Source organism: Micromonospora sp. NPDC047465 (assembly GCF_040643125.1).
In the GTDB taxonomy this organism is placed as follows: domain Bacteria; phylum Actinomycetota; class Actinomycetes; order Mycobacteriales; family Micromonosporaceae; genus Micromonospora.
Genome location: NZ_JBEYTP010000018.1, coordinates 106567 through 128523, shown reverse-complemented (window position 1 = coordinate 128523; position 21957 = coordinate 106567). Strand labels below are relative to the sequence as shown.

Genomic DNA, 21957 nt, shown 5'->3' with positions numbered 1-21957 from the left:
TCAGGCGAAGGCGGGCTCGGGGCGGGGGTCGGCCGGCGGCTGCTGCGGCGGGCGGCCCAGGGCGGGGTCGTGCGCGCCCCGGGCGGCGTGCCGGGCCAGCAGGACCCAGTTGGTGACGGCGAGGGTGCCGAGCAGCAGGCTGAATCCGATCAGCGAGGCGAGCATCAGCGCGGGGTCGACCGGCGACACCGCCCGGTCCACCGGCAGCAGCCCGTACGCGACCCAGGGCTGGCGGCCGACCTCGCGGGCGATCCAGCCGAGGATCACCGCGACGAACGGCAGCGGCAGGGCGAGCAGGATGAGCCAGAGCGGGAAGCGCAGCCGGACGGCCCAGTCCCGCCAGAGCAGGGGAAGCAGCAGCCAGAGCAGGCCGAGACCGAAGCCGATCAGGATCATGAAGCCGAGTCCGACGCTGGCCAGCACGGGCGGGGTGTAGTCGCCGGGGCCGAATCGGGTGGTCCACTCGGCGACCAGGGCGTCCGCGTCCGGGTTGCCGCCGAACTTGGTGGGCTGCACCTGCCCGACCGGGCCGAACTGGGCGAAGCCGAAGCCCTGCACCATGGTGATCGACAGCGCCGCGGTGACCAGGCCGATCCGCAGCGAGGTGCGGAACAGGACGAAGTCCGGGGTGCGCCGGATCAGGTGCCAGGCGCTGACCGCGGCCATCAGCATCCCGCCGACCAGCAGCGCGGCGAAGACCACGTGGCCGAAGGCCATGCCGAGGCTGGGGTTGGTCAGCAGCGCGGTGAAGTCGGTGAGGTGGGCGACGCCGTCGCGCACCTCGTAGCCGACCGGGTTCTGCAGCCAGGAGTTGGCCACCATGATCCAGAACGCCGAGGCGTACGCGGTGAGCGCCACACCCCAGAGCAGGGCGAGGTGGACGCCCTTGCGCAGCCGGTGCCAGCCGAAGATCCACATACCGAGAAACGTCGACTCCAGGAAGAACGCCACCAGCGTCTCGATGGCCAGCGGCGCCCCGAAGACGTTGCCGACGTAGCGCGACAGGCCGCTCCAGTTCAGCCCGAACTGGAACTCCATCACGATGCCGGTGGCGATACCGAGCACGTAGTTGATTACGTAGAGCTGGCCCCAGAAGCGGGTCAGCCGTTCGTAGACCGGCTTGCCGGTCAGCACGGCGGTGGTCTGCAACCCCACGAGCAGGGTGACCAGGCCGAGGGTGACCACCACGAACAGGAAGTGGATCGAGGTGGTGGTGGCGAACTGCAGGCGGGCGAGGAGCAGCGTGTCCATGGCCGGCTCTCCGTACTGTCGGCTCACTTGTCGTAGTGAGCCTACACGTAGGTTGCCTACACATGACTACTACGCATTGTCGTAGAAAAGAGTACGACAATGCGTAGTAGTTTGGGGGCGCGTCGGACGCCCCCGGGTCAGTTGAGGAAGAGCGAGATCGGCAGGACGGCCAGCGTGGTGGCCACCGACAGGGCGACGGCGCCGAGCACCCGGGGCGGCCGGTCGGCGATCAGCAGGCGCTGCACCCGGACGTCCAGGTCACGGTCGCCGAGACCGAGGGCACCGGCCGGAGTGATCCGACTCCCGGCTGCGGCGAACCGGCGCAGCGCGCGGCCCAGCGCCTCGGGGTGCGCCTCCCGGGCCTTGTCGTCGGCGCGCATCTCGACCAGCAACGCGACCCGCTCGTGGATCCCGCGCACCCAGCCGAACCGGGGCAGCGCCCGGCAGAGCGCGGTGAACGGGAGCAGCACCAGGTCGTGCCGTTCCTGGGCGTGGGCCCGCTCGTGGCTGAGCACCGCCGCCAACTCGGCGCGGTCCAGCAGGCTGAGCGTCCCGGCGCTGACCACCACCTGCGGTTTCACCCCCGGCAGGCAGTACGCCGCCGCGCTCGGGTGGTCGAGCACGAGCGCGCCGGGTGCCGCCGGATCGTTCCGGGCCACCAGGGCGAGCAGGTCCCGGTGCCGGCGCTGGGCGCGCAGCGTGTGGAGCAGGGTGCGTACGGTCGCGGTCAGCAGCACGGCGCCGATGCCGAAGCCGAAGGCGACCAGGCTCAGCTGGACGGGCCCGAGCCCGGGCGGCAGGGTGCCGTGCACCAGATCGCCGCCCAGGGCCAGCAGCGCGCTCCCGGTCGGCCGCTCGTACGGAGCCAGACCCACCGCGATCGGCAGGCCCACCTCGGAGAGGCCGAGCGCCAGCCCGATCGCCTGCCAGCAGAGGATCGCGACCCGGGGGCTGCGCCACGGCCAGGTGGAGCGGGCCAGCACCTGCGCGGTCAGCAGGCAGGCCAGCATCGACGCGGCGAAGTGCAGAGCGTACGCCACGGCCGTCGCCCTACCGGTCCGCGACCTCGTCGGCGACGGGCGGGCGGACGACCCGGTCGGTCGGCGCCTCGACCCGGTCGGTCAGCTCACCCGGAGCAGCCGGCATGCCGCCGGCGGCCTCGGCGGCCAGCGCGGCGCGCAGCACCTCGGCCTCGGTGCCGGTCACCGAGTGGGCGAAGCGCACCAGCGCGGCGTCCCGGCTGCCGCCGAGGTCGAGGGCGTCGAGCATGAGCTGGGCGATGTGCGCCTCGCGGCTGGCGGCGGCCCGGTAGCGCCAGGCCCGCCCCTCCCGCTCGCGCTGCACCATGCCCTTGCCGGCCAGCCGGTCCAGCACGGTCATCACCGTGGTGTACGCCAGCTCGCGGCCGTCCAGCGCGTCGGCCACCTCGCGCACGGTGATCCCGTCCGACGCGGCGGGGACCGAGTCCCACAGCACGTCCATCACCGCACGTTCGAGATCACCAAGCCGAGTCACGCCGCAATCCTACCCCTGGTAGTAGACCCGTCTCAGGCCAGCACACCCGAGCCGCCCCTCCCCGGGGCAGCACACCTGAGCCCGACCCCCGTCCGCGGACCTGGCCGAAGAGGGTTTCGGGGGGAGCCCGCCCGCGGAGGGATCAAGCCTGACCGCCCGGAGCGGGTGGGCTCCCCCCGAAACCCCACGCGGGCCGACCGCGACCTCACACCCCCTTGGGGTGCCAGACCGTCTTCGTCTCCAGGAGGCTGGTCATCCGCGTGATCCCCGGATCGGCGAACCAGTCGTGGTCGGCCGGGGCCGGCCGGAGCACCCGCTTCAGGTTCTCCGCCGCCTTGACCTCCAGCTCCGCCGCCAGTTCGGCGTCGGTCACCCCGGTCAGGTCGATCGCGTTGACGTCCATGTGGCTCGCCAGCGTCGGCACGGTCTCCGACAGGCGGCCGGTCAGGATGTTGACCACCCCGCCCGGCAGGTCGGAGGTGGCCAGCACCTCGGCCAGGGTCACCGCGGCCAGCGGCGCCGCCGGCGAGGCCGCCACCACGACGGTGTTGCCGGTGACGATCGCCGGGGCGATCACGCTGACCAGGCCGAGCAGCGCCGGCTGCTCCGGGGCGGCCACCGCCACCACGCCGGTGGGCTCCGGCGAGGAGAGGTTGAAGTACGGCCCGGCGACCGGGTTGGCGCCGCCGTACACCTGGGGGAGCTTGTCGGACCAGCCCGCGTACCAGACCCAGCGGTCGACCGCCGCGTCCACCTCGTCGCCGGGCACGCCGAGGGCGACGAACTGCTCGCGCCGGCCCTCCAGCATCTCGGCCACCCGGTAGAGGATCTGACCCCGGTTGTACGCGGTCGCCCCGGCCCAGCCCTTCACGGCGGCCCGGGCGGCGACGACGGCGTCCCGCGCGTCCTTGCGGGAGGCCAGGGAGACATTCGCGTCCTGCACGAGATACGACCGTCCCGACTCGCTGCGCGGGAACTTCCCGCCGATGAAGAGCTTGTACGTCTTGCGTACCGCGACCCGCTCAGACATTGAGGTAGCCCTCCAGCCCGTGCCGGCCGCCCTCGCGACCGTAGCCCGACTCCTTGTAGCCGCCGAACGGCGAGGTGGGATCGAACTTGTTGAACGTGTTGGCCCAGACCACGCCGGCGCGCAGCCGGTCGGCCATCCACAGGATCCGGGAGCCCTTGTCGGTCCAGATCCCGGCCGACAGCCCGTACGGCGTGTTGTTGGCCTTCTCGACGGCCTCGGCCGGGGTGCGGAACGTCAGCACGGACAGCACCGGGCCGAAGATCTCCTCGCGGGCGATCCGGTGTGCCTGGGTGACCCCGGTGAAGATCGTCGGCGCGAACCAGAAGCCGCGCTCGGGCAGCTCGCACGGCGGCGACCAGCGCTCGGCGCCCTCGGCGGATCCGGCCTCGGACAGCTCCCGGATCCGCGCGAGCTGGGCGGCGGAGTTGATCGCGCCGATGTCGGTGTTCTTGTCCAGCGGGTCGCCGACGCGCAGCTGGGCCATCCGCCGCTTCAGCGACTCCAGCACCCGGTCGGCGACCGACTCCTGCACCAGCAGTCGGGAGCCGGCGCAGCAGACGTGCCCCTGGTTGAAGAAGATGCCGTTGACGATCCCCTCGACCGCCTGGTCGACCGGGGCGTCGTCGAAGACGATGTTGGCCGCCTTGCCGCCCAGTTCCAGGGTGAGCTTCTTGCGGGTGCCGGCCACCGCGCGGGCGATGGCCCGGCCCACCTCGGTCGAGCCGGTGAAGGCGACCTTGTCCACGCCCGGGTGCTCGACCAGCGCGCGGCCGGTCTCGCCGGCGCCCGTGACGATGTTGACCACCCCGGCGGGCAGGTCGGCCTGCTGGCAGATCTCGGCGAAGAGCAGGGCGGTCAGCGGGGTGGTCTCGGCCGGCTTCAGCACGACCGTGTTGCCGGCGGCGAGGGCCGGGGCGATCTTCCAGGCCAGCATCAGCAATGGGAAGTTCCACGGGATGACCTGCGCGGCCACGCCGAGCGGCTGCGGGTTCGCGCCGAAGCCGGCGTACGGGAGCTTGTCGGCCCAGCCGGCGTAGTAGAAGAAGTGCGCGGCGACCAGGGGCAGGTCGACGTCGCGGGACTCCTTGATCGGCTTGCCGTTGTCCAGCGACTCCAGCACCGCCAGCTCGCGGGAGCGCTCCTGGATGATCCGGGCGATCCGGAACAGGTACTTGGCCCGGTCCCGGCCCGGCATCGGACCCCAGACCTTCTCGTACGCCTGCCGGGCGGCGCGGACGGCGCGGTCCACGTCCTGCGCGCCGGCCTCGGCGACCTCGGCGAGCACCTCCTCGGAGGCCGGGTTGATCGACTTGAAGCTGCCGCCGTCGGTCGGGTCGACGAACTTCCCGTCGACGAAGAGCCCGTACGAGGGCTTGATGTCCACCACCGAGCGGGACTCGGGGGCGGGTGCGTATTCGAACATCGGCTCTCAGTCCAGGGTGAAGTAGTCGGGACCGGAGTAGGTGCCGGTCGTCAGCTTGGTGCGCTGCATGAGCAGGTCGTTGAGCAGGCTGGAGGCGCCGAACCGGAACCAGTCCGGGTCCAGCCAGTCCGCGCCGACGGTCTCGTTGACCATCACCAGGTACTTGATCGCGTCCTTGGTGGTCTTGATGCCGCCGGCCGGCTTCACGCCGACCTGCCGGCCGGTGGCGGCGCGGAAGTCGCGGACCGCCTCCAGCATCACCAGGGTCACCGGCGGGGTGGCGGCCACCGGGACCTTGCCGGTGGAGGTCTTGATGAAGTCGCCGCCGGCAAGCATCGCCAGCCAGGAGGCGCGGCGCACGTTGTCGTACGTGGCCAGCTCGCCGGTCTCCAGGATGACCTTGAGGTGGGCGTCCCCGCAGGCTTCCTTGGTGGCCACGATCTCGTCGTAGACCTCCTTGTAGCGGCCGGCGAGGAACGCGCCCCGGTTGATCACCATGTCGATCTCGTCGGCGCCGGCCGCGACGGCGGCCCGGGTGTCGGCGAGCTTGACCTCCAGCGGCGCCTGACCCGACGGGAACGCGGTCGCCACGCTGGCCAGGTGCACCCCACTGCCGCGCAGCACCTCGGCGACGTGCGGGACCATCGAGGGATAGACGCAGACCGCCCCGACGTGTGGGCAGGACGGGTCGGCCGGGTCGGGGCGCAGCGCCTTGGCGGCCAGCGCCCGCACCTTGCCGGGGGTGTCCGCCCCCTCCAGGGTGGTCAGGTCGACCATCCGGATCGCCAGGTCGATGGCCTGCGCCTTGGCGGTGGTCTTGATGGAGCGGGTGCCGAGCTGCGCCGCCCGCTGCTCCGCGCCGACCTGGTCCACGCCGGGCAGGCCGTGCAGGAAGGTCCGCAGAGCGGTCTCGGATCGTCCCAGCTCGGAGAGTTCCGACCGGGCCGACGTCGCTGTCGCCGTCATGCTCCGAAGTCTACGCATCCGACCGATGCGTGATCTTGGTCACGGTGCCGTCGGTCGATCCGGGTGGTGAGCGACGTCGCTGCTCCGCCCGCACTCGCAGTGCGGGCGCGGGCGGACCGGTAGGTTGAGCGATCGTGGACGTACACGTCATTGACCATCCGCTCGCCCAGTCGCGGCTGACCGCCATGCGGGACGCGCGCACCGACTCCTCCTCGTTCCGGGCGGCGCTGCACGAACTCACCACCATGCTGGTGTACGAGGCCGCGCGCTCGTTCCCGATCGAGAAGTACCCGGTGCAGACCCCCGTCACCGGCACCGAGGGCACCCGGCTGGCCAATCCGCCGCTGCTCGTGCCGGTGCTGCGGGCCGGCCTGGGCATGGCCGACGCCGCGCTCGGCCTGCTGCCGGAGTCCTCGATGGGCTTCGTCGGCCTGGCCCGCGACGAGGAGACGTACGAGCCGCGCGCCTACATGGAGTCGCTGCCCCGGGACCTGAGCGGCCTGCCGGTGCTGGTGCTCGACCCGATGCTCGCCACCGGCGGCTCGCTGGAGCACTGCTGCCGGCTGCTGGCCGACCGGGGCTGCACCGACATCACCGTGCTCTGCGTGCTCGCCGCGCCCGTCGGCATCGAGCGGCTGGAGCGCTCCGGCCTGCCGTTGTGCCTGGTCACCGCCTCGATCGACGAGGGCCTCAACGACCGGATGTTCATCGTGCCGGGCCTCGGCGACGCCGGCGACCGCCAGTTCGGCGGCATGCCCCGCTTCTAGGCGGAGCCCCCACACCACGCCACCCGCCCCGGTATCGCCGGGGCGGGTGCCCCCGGCCGACAGGGCCGTCCCACCCGGCCGGTGACTTCCCGCCCGGTCGCCGGTAACGATCCGCCCCGCCCGCGACACATACCTGGTGTCCCTGTCAGGAACTGCGGTCGGGAGATCGATCAGATGAAACCCGTGGGTGAGCGGGACGAGGGCTGGTTCACCAGCCTCTACGCCACGCACTACCCGGACATCGTCAGGTACGGCCTGCGCCGGCTTCCCGATGCCGACGCGGCAGTCGAACTCGCCCAGGACGTGTTCGTCGTCGTCTGGCGGCGGCGCGGCGAGGTGCCCGAACGCGCCCTTCCGTGGCTCTACGCCGTCGCGCGTCACGTGGTGGCGAACCGGTGGCGGTCCCGGCGCGGTGGTCCGAGCCTGCTCCCGCTCGCCGAGGCGGACCACGTACCGGCACGAATCGTCGAGCCCGACGCCGTCGCGCCGGTGCTCGACCTGCACCGGGCGCTGCGCACGCTGCCCGAAGCAGACCAGGAGATCCTCCGGCTGGTCGGCTGGGAGGACCTGAGCGTCGCGGATGCCGCCGTCGTCCTGGGCTGCACCCGGTCCGCCGCCGCCGTGCGGCTCTACCGGGCCCGGCGCCGACTGCGCACCGCCCTGGCCGCCCCCACCCCCGCCCGCGGCGCCCGGCCGGCGTCCGCCCACGTCTGAGAGGAGCAGCATGCGCACCAAGCAGCAGGTCCGGGAGCTTCTTCAGCCGGCCGACCCGGCGCGTGACGTCGTCGTACCGCCGGCACCGTTCTCCGCACACGACGTGATCCTCCGCGCCGAGGACGCGACCGCGACGCCGGCCGGGCCGGCTCGGTCGGTGACGCCCCGGCGCGCCGTGCTGGTCGGCGCAGCCGCCACGGTGGCCGCGCTCGGCTCCGCCGGCATGGTGCGTGTGCTGCGGGATGGGACGGTGCCCGCCGACCCGACCCTGCCGCAGCCGGTCGATGGGGCCGTGCTCCAACCGGTGGCCTACGAGGTCGCCGCTGGCGCCGAACCAGCCGGGCCGCACCTGCGGGCACTTGCCGCGCGCCTCGCGGACGCGCCGCACGACGGAGCCCGTGGCCGCTACGCCTACCACCGGGTCAAGTCCTGGGGAGGCATGATCACGGAGTCTCCCGAGGGTCACATGATGAGCTACGTGCAGGAACGCCGCAGCTGGGCGGCGCACGACGGCGGCCGGTGGTCGGACACGAGAGTCCTGGACGTCGAGTTCCCCGACGCGGCGTCCCGGGAGTACTGGTCCACCCGGATGCGGGCGACCGCGACCCGGCCCAGCCCCAGCGGGTCGTCCGCGCCCCAGGGAAGGCCTGTGGAGGAGCCACGCGGCTGGGAGGAGCGACGGCTGCCGAACGATCGGCGGGCGCTTGCGCGCGAACTCCTGACCGGTCAACCGGCCGGCGACGTGGCCAAGAGGGTCTATGACACCTTCGCCCGTCACCTCGTGCCGCGGCGGACCCGGGCCGACATCCTCACCCTCCTGGCGGACAAGCCCGGCTTCGTGTGGCGCGGCCGGGTCGTCGACCGGGCCGGCCGTTCGGGCGTGGCGGTCACCGCCGACCTCACCCCACCGGCGGACGGGCCGCAGATCCCGCAGCGGGCGCAGATGCTGCTGGTCTTCGACTCGTCAACCGGTGACCTGCTCGCCCACGAGTACCTGGAGCTGGCCCCACGGCGGCGCGTCCTGCACTACGCGTTGCTGATCGAGGCCACTCGTACCGACACGCTCGGCTGACCACCACGATCGTCCGGGCGGGTGGAGCAGGCACTTCACCTGCCCCGACGACGGCGGAGGCGAGGAGGCGTACGGGGGCGGCGGCGCGCCATCGACGTCGAGTTGGTGCGCGGAATGCGCGCACCCGCTAGCGTCTCCGGCCATGACTGGTGTTGCTCTCGCCGAAGAGCTGCTTCTCCTCGCGTACGACGACGAGACCGGCAAGGCGACCATGCCGCGGATCAGCCTCGACCTGGGGATGGCCGCCGCGGTGCTGATCGAGTTGGCCCTGGCCGGGCGGATCGTGTATTCCGAGGGGGCCCTGACGGTGGCCGACCCGACGCCCACCGGCGAGCCGCTCGTCGACGGGGTGCTCGCCCGCATCGCCGCCGACACCCCGCACAGCCCGTCGTCCTGGGTGCAGCGGCTGCGGCACGGCCTGCGCGACAAGATCCTCGACGCCCTGTGCACCCAGGGCGTGGTGCGGGACGTCGACGAGACCGAGCTGGGCTTCATCCACGTGCACCGCTACCCGACGGTGGATCCCGCCGTCGAGGCGGACACCCGGCGCCGGCTCGCCGAGGCGCTGGCCGACGGGCAGCTCCCCGACGAGCGGACCGCCGCCCTGGCCACCCTGGTCGCGGTGCTGCGGATGGAGCCGGCCCTGGGCCTGACCGGCGACGCGGCCGGGGAGGCCCGCCGCCGCCTGGAGGAGATCGCCGGCGGCGCCGGCTTCTCCGGCAACGTCAGCCTCGACGACTCGGTCGTCCGCCCCTCGGTGGGCCTGGTCGTGGCCGCCCTGGGGAGCGCGGTGGACGCCGCCCTCGGCCCGCGCCGCTGACACGACGCGCACGCCAGCGATCCGGCTCTGCCCGCGCCGCTGATGCCACGCGCACGCCCCGATCCGACACCACCCCCGGCCCCTTTGCTCTGCTTCAACCCACGCAACACGTGTGGCGCGTTTCCGTTGCGTCGGGTGAAGCAGAGCAAAGGGCGCAGGGGGCGGGTGCCCGGAAGCCCGATCAGAGACCGAGAGCGGCCGCGATCTCCGCGCGCAGGGCCGCGACGGCCTCCGCGGCCCGGGCGCGGGCCGCGGCGACGTCGCCGTCCGCCACCGGCTCCACCACCTCCAGGTACGCCTTCAGCTTCGGCTCGGTGCCGGACGGCCGGATCACCACCCGCGCGGCCCCGGTGCGCAGGATCACCACGTCCGCCTCGGGAAGCAGGTCCTGCGCCTCCGTGACCGGGTGGCCGAGCAGCGCGGTCGGCGTCGCGGCGCGGATCCGGGCCATGGCGTCGGCGATCACCCGCAGGTCGTCCACCCGCACCGAGAGCTGGTCGGTGTGGTGCACGCCGAACTCGGCGGCCAGCTCGTCCAGCCGGTCGGTCAGGGTGCGTCCCTGCGTCTTCAGCCCGGCGGCCAGCTCGGCCACCGTCAGCGCGGCGGTGATGCCGTCCTTGTCGCGGACGTGCTCCGGGGCGACGCAGTAGCCGAGCGCCTCCTCGTAGCCGTAGACCAGCGGCTCGGCCCCGCCGCCGGCCCGCACGATCCACTTGAACCCGGTCAGCGTCTCGTCGTACGGCAGGCCCCGGGCGGCGCACATGGCCCGCAGCAGGGACGACGACACGATCGTGGTGGCGTACAGGCCGGTGACGCCGCGCCTCATCAGGTGGTCGGCCAGCAGCACGCCCACCTCGTCACCGCGCAGCATCCGCCAGCCGGGCCGGTCGGCGTCCGGCTCCGTGGGACCGGCGACCTCCCCGCGGGCGCTCGCCGCCGGGCCGGTGTCCCGGACGACGACCGCGCAGCGGTCCGCGTCCGGGTCGTTGGCGATGGCGATGTCCGCGCCGGTCGACTCGGCGAGGGCGACCAGCCGGTCCACCGCTCCCGGCTCCTCCGGGTTGGGGAAGGAGACGGTCGGGAACGCCGGGTCCGGCTCCGCCTGCTCGGGCACCACCCCCGGCACCGGGAAGCCGGCCCGGGCGAAGGCCGCGGTGAGCACCGCCGCCCCCACCCCGTGCAGCGGCGTGTACGCCACTGCCAGGTCGCGCGGCCCGTCCGGGTCGATCACTCCGGTGGCCCGCTCCACGTAGGAGGCCACCACGTCGTCGCCGAGGACCTGCCCGGCCGGGCCGAGCGGCACCTCGGCCAGCGGGCCGACCGACCGGATCGCGGCCTCGATGCCGGCGTCGGCCGGCGGCACGATCTGCGCGCCCGCCCCGAGCGCCCCGCCCAGCTCCGCGCCGAGGTAGACCTTGTAGCCGTTGTCCTGCGGCGGGTTGTGGCTGGCGGTCACCATCACCCCGGCGACCGCCCCGAGGTGCCGCACCGCGTACGCGAGCACCGGGGTGGGCAGCGGGCGGGGGAGCAGCAGCGCCGGGCGCCCCGCGCCGGTGGCGACCTGGGCCGTCCGCTCGGCGAACTGCCGGGAGCCGTGCCGGGCGTCGTACCCGATCACCAGCGGGCCGGAGCCGCCCTGGGCCGCGAGCCAGGCGACCAGGCCGGCGGCGGCCTGGGTGACCACCGCGAGGTTCATCCCGTTCGGGCCGGCGCGCAGCGGGCCGCGCAGCCCGGCGGTGCCGAAGGTCAACGGGCCGGCGAACCGGTCGGCCAGCTCCGGGGCGCTCGCCGGCAGGCGGTCGAGCACCGCCCGAAGCTCGTCCCGGCTGGCCGGGTCGGGGTCGTCGTCGAGCCAGCGCCGTGCTTGCTCGCGAATGTCGTCGATGTCAGTGGTTTCCGCCGGCATGCCTCTTGATAGCACGCCGGCGGATCACCGCTTCTCTTCCCCTGTGATCAGCCGGCGTCGGTGAGCTGGAACGTCTTCACCATCTCGTCGAAGATCGGCTTGCTCTCGGCGAACTTGGCGTCGGTGGAGGTGAGGTAGAACGAGTACGACTTGCCGTCGTGGACCACGCCGCGCCAGACACCGTGCCGCTTGGCCTCGCCCTCGCCGCAGGTGTACTCGAACTCGGCCGCCTGCTTGCCGACCCACTCCATCTCGTTCATGGCGAGCTGGGCGTACGGCTTCGCGCAGGACTTGGAGCGGTTCTTCAGACCGTCCTCGGCGACCTCGGCCCAGCGGATCGAGGTGGTGCGGAAGTCCTCCACCAGGATCCGCACCTTGCGGCCCTCGTCCTGCGGGTCGACGTAGTCGACCCAGTTGCCGGCGCTCTTGCGCTCCCAGCCCTGCGGCACCATGACCCGCACGCCCTTGCCGGAGTGCTCCTTCATCTCGGGCGCGCCGCCGGCCGGGGCCGCCGTGGTCGGGGCGGTCTGCGGAACCGTCGGCGTGTCGTCGCCGGTGAACAGGACGACCGCCCCGATCAGCAGCACCACGGCCAGGCCGCCGGCGGCGGCGAGCTGCACCTTGCGGGGCCAGCCCTTGACGGTGCCGACGACCTGGTTGCCGATCGCGCCCACCCGGCCGCCGAGCCCGCCGCCGGGACCGCCCGCGGCCGGCGCGGTGGCGGGGGTCGCCCAGGGCTGCCCGGTGCCCGGCACCGACCACTGGCCCCCGCCGTACGTGCCGCCGAGGTGCTGGGTGGCCTCCGGCGGGCCGCCGAAGACGGGGGCGCCCACGCCCACCCGCTGGGTGGCGTCCGGCTGCCCGAAGGCGGGCGCGCCGGTCCCCATCCGCTGGGTGGCGTCCGGCTGGCCGCCGAACCCGACCAGGCCGGCCGCGTTGGTGCGCAGCTGCTGGGTGGCGTCGGAGCCGGCGACCTGCGGCGTGGCCTCGGGGCCGCCGTAGGTGCGGCCGGCCGGCGCGGGGGTGCCCGGGGCCGGCATCGCGCCGGTGGGGGTGTGCAGCGGCCCGGCCAGCGCGTCGGCGCTGGTGTCCTCCATCGCGGTGGGGCTGGCGGGGAGGGCGGCCTGCGCGGGGCGCTCGCCCCGGCGCAGCGCGGCCAGCCGGTCGGTGAGCGACTCGCCGGGGTTGAGCATCGCCCGCCCGCCGATCTGCCCGGTCGGCTTCGGCTGCTCGGGCTGGGCGGCCGGCGGGGCGGGCAGCGGCCGCTGCTGCACCGGCACGACCGAGTACGGGTCGGTCATCGAGTTCACCGCGGCGGCGTTGCTGGTCAGCGGGCCGGCGAGCAGCTCGCGCAGCATCGCCCGGGCGGTGTGCACGTCGAGGCGGCGGGCCGGGTCCTTCTCCAGCAGGCCCATCAGCACCCGGGTCAGCGGCCCGCTGCGCTGCGGCGGGGCGGGCGGGTCCTCGACCACCGCGTGCATGGTCTCGATCGGGTCGCCCTTGTCGAACGGGGGCCGCCCCTCCACCGCCGTGTAGAGCGTGACGCCCAGCGAGAACAGGTCGCTCGGTGGGCCGAACTCCTGGCCCATCGCCCGCTCCGGGGAGATGAAGTGCGGCGAGCCGAGCACCATCCCGGGGGTGGTGAGCTGCACGTCGGTGGGCATCCGGGCCACGCCGAAGTCGGTCAGCACGCAGCGGCCGTCGGCGCAGATCAGGACGTTGGCCGGCTTGACGTCGCGGTGCAGCACGCCGATCGCGTGCGCCACCTCCAGCGCGCCGAGCAGCGCTATGCCGATCTTGGCGACCACCCGCTGCGCGACCGGCCCGTCCTCGATCACCATGTCGGCGAGGCTGCGGGCGTCGAGCAGCTCCATCACGATCCAGGGCCGGCCGCCCTCGGTGACCACGTCGTAGACCTGCACGACGGCCGGGTGCTGGATCGCGGCCGCCGCGCGGGCCTCGCGCAGGGTGCGCTCGTACATGGCGTCGCGGTCGCTGGGGGCCAGACCCGGGGGCAGGACGACCTCCTTGACGGCGACGTCCCGCCGCAGGAGCGTGTCTGTGGCACGCCAGACCGTGCCCATGCCGCCGTTGCCCACCGCGGAACGCAGCGAGTAACGACCACCGATGGTCGTGCCGGGGGTCGCGCGTCCGTTGGGGGGACTGACTGGTCCGCCGCTCCACGTCGGGATCTGAGTCACAGAAAAGCCACCGGGGGAAATCGAGGGGGGCTGGGACACAACTCCCCTATCTTGCTGGTTCCGACGCCCGATGCGAAACCCGACGCGACGGACGTTTACCGAACTGGACCATACGTGCCTTGACGTTCACCTCTTGTCGATGTCCACGGGTCGGGGTGTGCGCTATCCCTCACCCGCCGACGCCGTCGCGCGTCCTACCATCCGCTAATGAGCGAACGGCGGTCAAGCGAGTCCGGTTTCCCGATCAAGGGCGTCTACACGGCCGCCGACCTTCCCGAGGACCTGGACTCCCGGCTGGGCGGCCCGGGCGAGTTCCCGTACACGCGGGGGGTCTACCCCACCATGTACACCTCCCGCCCCTGGACGATGCGCCAGTACGCCGGCTTCGGCACCGCCACCGAGTCCAACGCGCGGTACCACCAGTTGTTGCGGGCCGGCACGATGGGCCTCTCGGTCGCCTTCGACCTGCCGACGCAGATGGGCTACGACTCCGACGACCCGATCGCGCACGGCGAGGTGGGCAAGGTCGGGGTGGCCATCGACTCGATCGAGGACATGCGGCTGCTCTTCGACGGCATCCCGCTGGACAAGGTCTCCACGTCGATGACCATCAACGCGCCCGGCTCGGTGCTGCTCCTGCTCTACCAGCTCGTGGCCGAGGAGAACGGCGTCCCCGGCACGGCGCTGAACGGCACGATCCAGAACGACATCCTCAAGGAGTACATCGCCCGGGGGACGTACATCTTCCCGCCGAAGCCCTCGCTGCGGCTGGTCGCCGACACCTTCGGCTACTGCCGCAAGGAGGTGCCGAAGTGGAACACCATCTCCATCTCCGGCTACCACATGGCCGAGGCCGGCGCGACGCCCGCGCAGGAGATCGCGTTCACCCTGGCCAACGGCGTCGAGTACGTCCGGGCCGCGCTCGCGGCGGGGCTGGCCGTGGACGACTTCGCACCCCGGTTGTCGTTCTTCTTCGTCGCCCGCACCACGCTGCTGGAGGAGGTGGCGAAGTTCCGGGCCGCCCGGCGGATCTGGGCCCGGCTGATGCGCGACGACTTCGGCGCCAAGGACCCGAAGTCGATGATGCTGCGCTTCCACACCCAGACGGCGGGCGTGCAGCTCACCGCCCAGCAGCCCGAGGTGAACCTGGTCCGGGTGGCCGTGCAGGGGCTCGGCGCGGTGCTCGGCGGCACGCAGTCGCTGCACACCAACAGCTTCGACGAGGCCATCGCGCTGCCCACCGAGAAGGCGGCCCGGCTGGCGCTGCGTACCCAGCAGGTGCTGGCGTACGAGACCGACCTGACCGCCACCGTCGACCCGTTCGCCGGCTCGTACGTGGTGGAGGCGATGACCGCCGAGATCGAGGCGGCGGCGACCGAGCTGATGGACCGGGTCTTCGACCACGGTTCGGCGGTCGACGCCATCGAGGCGGGCTTCCAGAAGCGGGAGATCGAGCAGTCCGCGTACCGGATCGCGCAGGAGATCGACTCCGGCGAGCGGGTGGTGGTGGGCCTCAACCGGTTCGCCATCGACGAGGAGGAGCCGTACGAGCCGCTGCGGGTCGACCCGGCGATCGAGGCGGCGCAGGCCGACCGGCTGGCCCGGCTGCGCGCCGAGCGGGACGCGGGCGCGGTCGAGCGGGCGCTGGCGGAGCTGCGGGCCGCCGCCGAGGGCACGGAGAACGTGCTCTACCCGATGAAGGAGGCGCTGCGGGCCCGCGCCACCGTCGGCGAGGTCTGCGGCACCCTGCGCCAGGTGTGGGGGCTGCACCGCCCGGCCGACCGCTTCTGACCGCTTCTGACCTCACCGGCCGTCGGCCGTTCCGGCGGATTCCGCAGGCCGGTCGGTCGGGGCGTTTGCGCAGGTCGCGCCGCGTGCCGGGCGAGCGCTACAGTCGGAGTCAGTTCCCGTCGCCGATCGGCGACGCAGACCGCGGAGCAGGCCCGGCGACGCCGCCGGAGGGGCTTCCGCGTGCGGCGGGGCGGCGTGGCCCACCGGTCACGGCGGTTGCCGGATGGGTTCGGGGGTATCCCGACGGGGTGGAACCGGACGCACAGGGTGTGCGGTCGTTCCGTGCTCGGCCGTGTGACCGTCTTCGGGGCCTCGCCGCCGACAGCGGTCGCGTAATTGTCGGAGTGTCAGTTCACCGGACCGACTAATGCGACAATTCGGAACGACGGCTCCCGAGATCGGCGTCGATTCGGTGACGACCGGGTCGGTTACGCGGTGTAGGAGGTGTGGGGCAGATGACGGCGTTCGAACGCGATCTACCTGCTGTCCCGCAGATCTACGAACGCTCCCAGCAGGGCATTCGTGACGCTGCGCGCTCTGATCATCACCGGAACGACGTTGCGCAGCGTCACCGCCGGAGGTCTAGGCTGTCTGCTGTTCCTGATGATCCATCCATCTCTAGTGAACGAGAATTCGACGTGACGAGTGCGTTGACGCTGCCGACCGGCAACCAGCTGGCGTCGTCCTGGCCGGAGGCGCCGTCCGGGTCCCAGCCCCTGCCGTTCGAGCTGGACCACCTGCTCGCCCTCCGGGTGCCCGGGCTGATCGCCACCCGCCGTCACCTCCACTCGCATCCGGAGCTCTCCGGCGAGGAGTTCGAGACGGCCGCCCTGATCGCCCGGGAGCTCTCCCTGGCGGGGCTGAGCCCGCGACTGCTCCCCAAGGGCAACGGGGTCATCTGCGACATCGACGGCCGCCCCGACGGCCCGGTGGTCGCGCTGCGCGCCGACATCGACGCGCTGCCGCTGACCGACTCGAAGGACGTGCCGTACCGCTCCACCGTGGACGGCGTCTGCCACGCCTGCGGCCACGACGTGCACACCACCGTCATGCTCGGCGTCGGCATGCTGCTGGCGCAGCTCGCCGACCTCGGCGAACTGCCCGGCCGGGTCCGGCTGATCTTCCAGCCGGCCGAGGAGATCCTGCCCTGCGGCTCGCTGGAGGTCATCGAGGCCGGCGGCCTCGACGACGTGGTGCAGATCTTCGCGCTGCACTGCGACCCGAACCAGCCGGTCGGCAAGGTCGGCCTGCGGGTCGGCCCGATCACCGCCGCCGCCGACAACGTCACCGTCCGGCTCACCGGCCCCGGCGGGCACACCGCCCGGCCGCACCTGACCGTCGACCTGGTCGACGCGCTGGGCCGCCTGATCACCGAGGTGCCGGCCCTGGTCAGCCGCCGGGTGCCGGCCAACAGCGGGCTGCTGCTGGTGTTCGGCCACGCCTCGGCCGGCACCCGTTACAACGTCATCCCCTCCGAGGCGTGCGCCTCCGGCACCCTGCGGGTGATGGACCGCGACACCTGGGAGCTGGCCCCCAAGATCGTGGGTCAGGTCGTCCGCGACGTCATCGCGCCGACCGGGGCCACCGTCGACCTGGAGTACCTGCGCGGTCGCCCCCCGGTCAGCAACGACTCGCGGGCCATCCAGATCCTGAACGCCGCCACCGCCGCCGCGCTCGGGCCGGAGGGCATCGCCGAGACCCCGCAGAGCATGGGCGGCGAGGACTTCTCCTGGTACCTGGAGTACGTCCCCGGCGCGCTCGCCCGGCTCGGCGTGGGCCGCTCCGGCCCGAACGTGGACCTGCACCGCGCCTCGTTCGACGTCGACGAGCGGGCCATCCCGGTCGGCGTGCGGCTCATGGTCCAGACCGCGCTGCGGGCACTGGCGGCGGCGCGGTAGGCAGCGGCGCCGCCGGCCCGGTCGGCGTCACCGGCGGCGGGCCCCTGCGCCGCCGCCGGCGCAGCACCACCAGCAGCACCACCAGCGGTACGCCGAACACCAGCAGCCAGGGCAGCACCGCGCCCAGCACGGTCAGCAGGACGGTCATCGAGGTAAGGAAGACCTGCCAGCCGCCCTTGAGCCCGACCAGGAAGCCGATCTCGGTCTCCTCGTCGGCGGTGCTGACGTCCGGCCCGACCAGCGACACGGTGATCGTGGACAGGCTGGTCAGGTCCGCCAGCCGCTTCTTCTTCGCCTCCAACGAGGCGAGGTCGGCCTCCCGGCGGGACAGCTCGTTCTCCAGCGACACCAGATCGGTGATCGTGGTGGCCCGGGCCAGCAGCCGGCGGGCGCTCTCCACCCGGGCGCGCTGGGTGGTGATCCGGGCGTCCAGGTCGACCACCTGCTCGGTGACGTCCTCGGTGTGGATCTCCCGGCGCTGCTGCCGGCCCAGCTTCGCCAACTCGTCGACGACCTCGTGGAACTTCGCCGCCGGCACCCGCAGCTCCAGCTGCGCCGTCGCGTCGGCGTCGGCGCTGCGCCGCTGGTCGCCGCCGACGAAGCCGCCGACCGCCGTCACGGTGGCGATCGCGCTCCGCGAAGCGGCGTCCACATCGTCCACCTGCACCCGCATCGTGCCGGTGTAGATGATGGACCGCTGGTCCACCCGCAGGTCCGGCGCGCCGGCACCGCCCTGCTCGGCCTGCCCGCCGCCCTGCTCGGCCTGCCCGCCGCCCTGCTCCGCCCTGCCGCCGGCCCGGTCCTTGTCCGCCGGGGCGGCCTGCGGCGCGCTGACGGCCGAGTCGTTGCTCCCGCCCGAGTCGCCGCTGCCGCAGGCCGCCAACCCCAGCAGCGCGACCAGCGCGGCGGCCGTCAGCCGTACGCCCCGACGCCGTCGTTCCCGTCCGTCCATCCCGGCTCCCCTCGTCCTCGCCCCCGTGTGGGGCGATACGTCAGACGCGGCGCGCCAACACGCCGGTTCCGGCAGACTGCGCTCAGGACATCACGATTCGATAATCTTGGAGTCACGATGCACATCACCAAGTACGCCCACTCCTGCCTCCGGGTGGAGCACGACGGGGGAGTGCTCGTCGTCGACCCGGGCGTGTTCAGCGAGCCCGCGGCGCTCGACGGGGCGGACGCGGTGCTGATCACCCACGAGCATCCCGACCACGTGCACGTCGAGGCGGTCACCCGGCAGCTCGACCGGCGTCCGTTCCGCATCCACGGCCCGGCTTCCCTCGCCGGCACCCTGGGCGACGCGGCCGAGGCGCTCGACCCGGTCCAGCCCGGACAGTCGTTCACGGCCGCCGGGGTGCCGGTGCGCGCCTACGGCGGCCGGCACGCCGTGATCCACCCCGACATCCCGGTGGTGGACAACCTGGCCTACCTGATCGGCGACGTGGTCTACCACCCCGGGGACTCCCTGGTCGTCCCGGAGGACGTGCAGGTCGACACGCTCTTCCTGCCGATCCACGCCCCGTGGACGAAGTTCTCCGAGTCGTTGGACTTCCTCCGCGCCGTCGCCCCGCGCCGGGCGTACGCGCTGCACGACGGGCTGCTCAACGACCACGGGCTCGGCGTCCTGAACAGCAACTTCACCCGGCTCTCCGAGGTCGACTACCGCCGGCTCGAACCGGGCACGCGAATCGACGCCTGACGGCGATGCCCGGCCCGCCCCGAGAGCTGGTGCACCGGCTCTACACCACCCCGCCGGACCGGTTCGTCGCGATCCGGGACGAGGCCGCCGCCGAGGCGCGCCGGGCCGGCGACCCGAAGACCGCCCGGGAGATCGCCCGGCTGCGCCGCCCCACCGTGGCCGCCTGGCTGGTCAACCTGCTCGCCATCCGCCGCCCCGAACTGGTCGCCGACCTGGCCCAGCTCGCCGAGGCGCTGCGGTCCGCCCAGCGCGAACTGCGCGGGCCCCGACTGCGGGAGCTGTCCGCCCAGCGGCGGGCGGTGGTCGGCGCGCTCGTCGCCGAGGTGCGCAAGCTGGCGGCCGAGGCCGAGGGGGCGCCGGCGGCCGGGAAGCTGCCGCTGGCCGAGGTGGAGGGCACCCTCAACGCCGCGCTCTCCGACACCGAGGTCGCCGAGCAGGTCCGCTCCGGCCGGCTGCTGCGGGCCGCCAACTACGCCGGGTTCGGGGAGGTGCCCCGCCCGCAGCTGCGCCTGGTGACCGGCGGCGAGGAGCCGGAACCGGAGCCCCGGCCCGAGCCGGCCGGGAAGCGGCGGGCCGGCGCCGACCGGGCCGCCCTCCGCGCCGAGCAGGCGGAACGAGCGGCCCGGGCGGAACGGGCCCGCCGGCGGCGGGCGCTGGAGAAGGAACTGGCGAAGGCGCGTACCGACCAGGAACGGGCCGAGGCGGAGCTGGCCGACGCGACGGCGGCCGAGCGCGACGGCGCCGCCGCCCTGGACGCGATCGAGGCGGAGCTGGCCGAGCTGGAGCGGCGGCGGGCCGTCGCCGAGCAGGACCTGAGCCGGGCGAAGCTCGCCCGCCGCGGGGCGGAACGGACGGCCACCGCCGCCCGCCGCCGCGCCGGCGAGGTCGAGGCGGCGGTGGAGGCCCTCGACGCCGAAGAGGGGGATGCCGAGCCGGGCGACGACGCGGCAGACTGACCCCTGTGGAGGGACGGGTCGACCCGGGAGCGGCCGGATGACGCCGGAGCAGGTCGCCGCGGCCAGCAAGCCCGTGGTGCTCGAACTCGGTGACGCGTTCACCCGCTGCCCGGCCACCCTGCGCCGGGCCCGGCTGCTCGGGATCTCCGGCTGGGCGTTCTACGTCACCGGCCGGGCCGGCGCCCTCGGGGACGTCCGGGCCGAGACGGTCGCCGCCGCCCTCGGCTTCCTCGCCCCCGACGCGGTCGCCGACGGATGGGACGCGGCCCTGCGCACCGTCCGGCCGGTCGAGGTGGCCGCCGCCACCCTCGCCGAGTGCTGCCGCTGGGGCGACGAACACCTCGACGCCCTCCCCGGGGCGGGTCGGCTCGCGGCGCTGCTCGGCCGGGCCGTCGAGGCGGCGGACGCCAGCGGCATGCCGCTCTTCGCCGCGTGGCGGGCGATGCCGGTGCCGGAGCGCACCGCCGGCGCCCGGGCGGCCGTCGGCCTGCGCCTGCTCCGGGAGCACTTCGCCGGGGCGTACCTGCTCGCCGTCCGGGCCGGCGGGATGACTCCGCTGGAGGCCGTGCTCGCCGGGCCGGAGGGGGAGGCGGGCGCGGTGGCCTGCGGCTGGCAGCCGCCGTACCCGCCGGTCGGGCCGCTGGTGCGGCGGCGCCTCTGGGCCGAGGCGGTGACCGACCGGTTGGCCTCGCCGGCGTTCGCGGCACTCGGCCCGGCGGACGGCGCCGAGCTGGTGGACCTGCTCTTCGCGACCCGGGCCCACCTGGCGGGCCGGGGCTGAGCGGGCTTCCGCCCGCACCCGTGCCGGCGCCCCGGACCGGTACGGGCCGACGCCCGATGCCCGGCCGGCGTGACCTGGGGCCGCGCGAAATTCGGCGGCGTTCCGGCGCCCCGCCTGTCAGGATCGCCCCCGTGACTCTCCCCGCCGGCTGGCACGCCCGCCGCCCCACCCTGGACGACGTCCCGGCGATCCTGGCCGTGGTGCACGCCGCCGACACCTTCGCCGTCGGCTACCCCGACTTCGACGCCGAGGACGTGACGGCTGCGCTGACCGCGCCGTTCTTCGACCCGGCGCGCGACTCGTGGCTGGTCACCGACCCGGACGGCGTGGTCGTGGCCTGGGCGACGCTGGACAACCCGACCGGCGTGGGGCGCGAGTTCGTCGAGGTGTACGTGGACCCGGAGCGCGGCGCCGACGTGCGCGCGCCGCTGCTCGCCCGGCAGCTCGACCGCGTCGCCGAACGCGCCGCCGAGCGGGGTGTGCCGGCGCTGACCGTCCGCACCGCCGGCTTCGCCCCCGAGACGCGCTGGGCGGCGGAGCTGGCCGAGGCCGGGTTCACCCTCGCCAAGCGGTACGTGCGGATGCGCCGGCCGCTGGCCGGGCTGCCCGCCGAGCCGCCGCCCCCGCCCGGGGTGACCGTCCGCCCGCTGCGCGGCGACGACGAGGCCGATCTGCGCGAGTTCCACCGGATCTACGACATCGCGTTCCGCGACACCCCGGACTACGAGCCCGTCGGCTTCGACCGGTGGCGGGAGCGGATCATCCCGTTCGGCACCACCTGGGACGAGTGGTTCGTCGCCGAGGTCGACGGGGTGCCGGCCGGGGCGCTCCAGTCCTCCGACCAGGCGCTGGAGCAGAACGAGGGCTTCGTGCGGGCCCTGTCGGTGCTGCCGGCGTACCGGCGGCGGGGGGTGGGGGCGGCGCTGCTGTGGCGGGCCTTCAGCGTCTATGCCGCCAAGGGCCGGGAGTCCGCCGGGCTGGGCGTCGACCTGACCAACCCGACCGCCCCGGTCACGCTCTACCGGTCCGTGGGGCTGCGCGAGGTGCGCTGGACCGACATGTACGAGTTGGTCGTCCCGGCCACGGGTGTGTGATTGACGACCCCGGCCGGGGCCGGATCGTGGCGGCGGTCAGCCCGGTAGCAGACTGGGGGCCGTGGGAATCGCG

19 protein-coding genes are annotated in these 21957 nt (G+C 73.8%); 10 read left to right on the top strand and 9 right to left on the bottom strand.

Going from position 1 to position 21957, the window contains the following annotated elements:
* The 6 genes from ABZ793_RS18390 to deoC all read right to left on the bottom strand — a co-directional run bounded on the left by ABZ793_RS18390 (position 1) and on the right by deoC (position 6185).
* Positions 1 to 1251: a cytochrome ubiquinol oxidase subunit I gene (locus tag ABZ793_RS18390; RefSeq protein WP_357458478.1), complete on the bottom strand. Its 1251-nt coding sequence runs from the start codon at positions 1249 to 1251 to the stop codon at positions 1 to 3.
* A gap of 137 nt (positions 1252 to 1388) precedes the next feature.
* Complete coding sequence (locus tag ABZ793_RS18385) at positions 1389 to 2291, bottom strand: M56 family metallopeptidase (RefSeq protein ID WP_357458475.1); 903 nt, start codon at positions 2289 to 2291, stop codon at positions 1389 to 1391.
* A 10-nt stretch (positions 2292 to 2301) separates the two neighbouring features.
* The gene (locus ABZ793_RS18380) at positions 2302 to 2766 is read right to left on the bottom strand and encodes a BlaI/MecI/CopY family transcriptional regulator (protein WP_357458473.1); all 465 of its coding nucleotides are present in this window, start codon (positions 2764 to 2766) and stop codon (positions 2302 to 2304) included.
* 205 nt (positions 2767 to 2971) lie between these two features.
* Positions 2972 to 3796, bottom strand: coding sequence for an aldehyde dehydrogenase family protein (locus ABZ793_RS18375; RefSeq protein ID WP_357458470.1), 825 nt, complete (start codon positions 3794 to 3796; stop codon positions 2972 to 2974).
* Complete coding sequence (locus tag ABZ793_RS18370) at positions 3789 to 5219, bottom strand: aldehyde dehydrogenase family protein (RefSeq protein WP_357458467.1); 1431 nt, start codon at positions 5217 to 5219, stop codon at positions 3789 to 3791. Before ABZ793_RS18370 ends, ABZ793_RS18375 begins: the two co-directional genes overlap by 8 nt.
* A 6-nt stretch (positions 5220 to 5225) precedes the next feature.
* Positions 5226 to 6185: a deoxyribose-phosphate aldolase gene (gene deoC, locus ABZ793_RS18365; RefSeq protein ID WP_357458465.1), complete on the bottom strand. Its 960-nt coding sequence runs from the start codon at positions 6183 to 6185 to the stop codon at positions 5226 to 5228.
* 134 nt (positions 6186 to 6319) lie between these two features.
* Between deoC and upp the strand changes: the two genes are divergently transcribed.
* The 4 genes from upp to ABZ793_RS18345 all read left to right on the top strand — a co-directional run bounded on the left by upp (position 6320) and on the right by ABZ793_RS18345 (position 9558).
* Positions 6320 to 6952 carry a uracil phosphoribosyltransferase gene (gene upp / locus ABZ793_RS18360; protein ID WP_357458462.1) on the top strand — a complete coding sequence of 211 codons (633 nt, stop codon included), beginning with the start codon at positions 6320 to 6322 and terminating at the stop codon, positions 6950 to 6952.
* A 174-nt stretch (positions 6953 to 7126) separates the two neighbouring features.
* On the top strand, positions 7127 to 7666 hold the full coding sequence (locus ABZ793_RS18355) for a sigma-70 family RNA polymerase sigma factor (protein ID WP_357458459.1): 540 nt from the start codon (positions 7127 to 7129) through the stop codon (positions 7664 to 7666).
* A gap of 10 nt (positions 7667 to 7676) precedes the next feature.
* Positions 7677 to 8738: a hypothetical protein gene (locus ABZ793_RS18350; protein WP_357458456.1), complete on the top strand. Its 1062-nt coding sequence runs from the start codon at positions 7677 to 7679 to the stop codon at positions 8736 to 8738.
* A gap of 142 nt (positions 8739 to 8880) precedes the next feature.
* Positions 8881 to 9558, top strand: coding sequence for a GPP34 family phosphoprotein (locus ABZ793_RS18345; protein WP_350703520.1), 678 nt, complete (start codon positions 8881 to 8883; stop codon positions 9556 to 9558).
* Between the two features lie 181 nt (positions 9559 to 9739).
* Here ABZ793_RS18345 and ABZ793_RS18340 read toward each other — a convergent pair whose 3' ends face one another.
* Positions 9740 to 11464: a phospho-sugar mutase gene (locus ABZ793_RS18340; RefSeq protein ID WP_357458452.1), complete on the bottom strand. Its 1725-nt coding sequence runs from the start codon at positions 11462 to 11464 to the stop codon at positions 9740 to 9742.
* Positions 11465 to 11511: 47 nt separating this feature from the next.
* Positions 11512 to 13665 (bottom strand): protein kinase, encoded by a 2154-nt coding sequence (locus ABZ793_RS18335; RefSeq protein WP_357458450.1) that lies wholly within the window; start codon positions 13663 to 13665, stop codon positions 11512 to 11514.
* Between the two features lie 207 nt (positions 13666 to 13872).
* Here ABZ793_RS18335 and ABZ793_RS18330 point away from each other — a divergent pair, with 207 nt between their 5' ends.
* Both ABZ793_RS18330 and ABZ793_RS18325 read left to right on the top strand, forming a co-directional pair.
* Entirely contained in the window at positions 13873 to 15456 is a 1584-nt protein-coding gene (locus ABZ793_RS18330; protein WP_357458447.1) for a methylmalonyl-CoA mutase family protein, read from the top strand.
* A 638-nt stretch (positions 15457 to 16094) separates the two neighbouring features.
* Positions 16095 to 17354, top strand: coding sequence for an amidohydrolase (locus tag ABZ793_RS18325; RefSeq protein ID WP_357458444.1), 1260 nt, complete (start codon positions 16095 to 16097; stop codon positions 17352 to 17354).
* Here the strand turns inward: ABZ793_RS18325 and ABZ793_RS18320 are convergent.
* The gene (locus ABZ793_RS18320; RefSeq protein ID WP_357458441.1) at positions 17311 to 18306 is read right to left on the bottom strand and encodes a DUF4349 domain-containing protein; all 996 of its coding nucleotides are present in this window, start codon (positions 18304 to 18306) and stop codon (positions 17311 to 17313) included. The genes ABZ793_RS18325 and ABZ793_RS18320 overlap by 44 nt on opposite strands.
* Before the next feature lie 117 nt (positions 18307 to 18423).
* On the opposite strand from ABZ793_RS18320, the gene ABZ793_RS18315 reads away from it, so the two are divergent.
* From ABZ793_RS18315 to ABZ793_RS18300, 4 genes are all read left to right on the top strand, one after another.
* A complete protein-coding gene (locus ABZ793_RS18315) occupies positions 18424 to 19053 on the top strand; it encodes an MBL fold metallo-hydrolase (RefSeq protein ID WP_357458438.1) in 630 nt (209 codons plus the stop codon).
* Positions 19054 to 19058: 5 nt separating this feature from the next.
* Positions 19059 to 20009, top strand: coding sequence for a hypothetical protein (locus ABZ793_RS18310; RefSeq protein ID WP_357458435.1), 951 nt, complete (start codon positions 19059 to 19061; stop codon positions 20007 to 20009).
* A gap of 37 nt (positions 20010 to 20046) precedes the next feature.
* Positions 20047 to 20790: a hypothetical protein gene (locus tag ABZ793_RS18305; protein ID WP_357458432.1), complete on the top strand. Its 744-nt coding sequence runs from the start codon at positions 20047 to 20049 to the stop codon at positions 20788 to 20790.
* 131 nt (positions 20791 to 20921) lie between these two features.
* Positions 20922 to 21884 carry a GNAT family N-acetyltransferase gene (locus ABZ793_RS18300; protein WP_357458429.1) on the top strand — a complete coding sequence of 321 codons (963 nt, stop codon included), beginning with the start codon at positions 20922 to 20924 and terminating at the stop codon, positions 21882 to 21884.
* Positions 21885 to 21957: the final 73 nt, after the last annotated feature.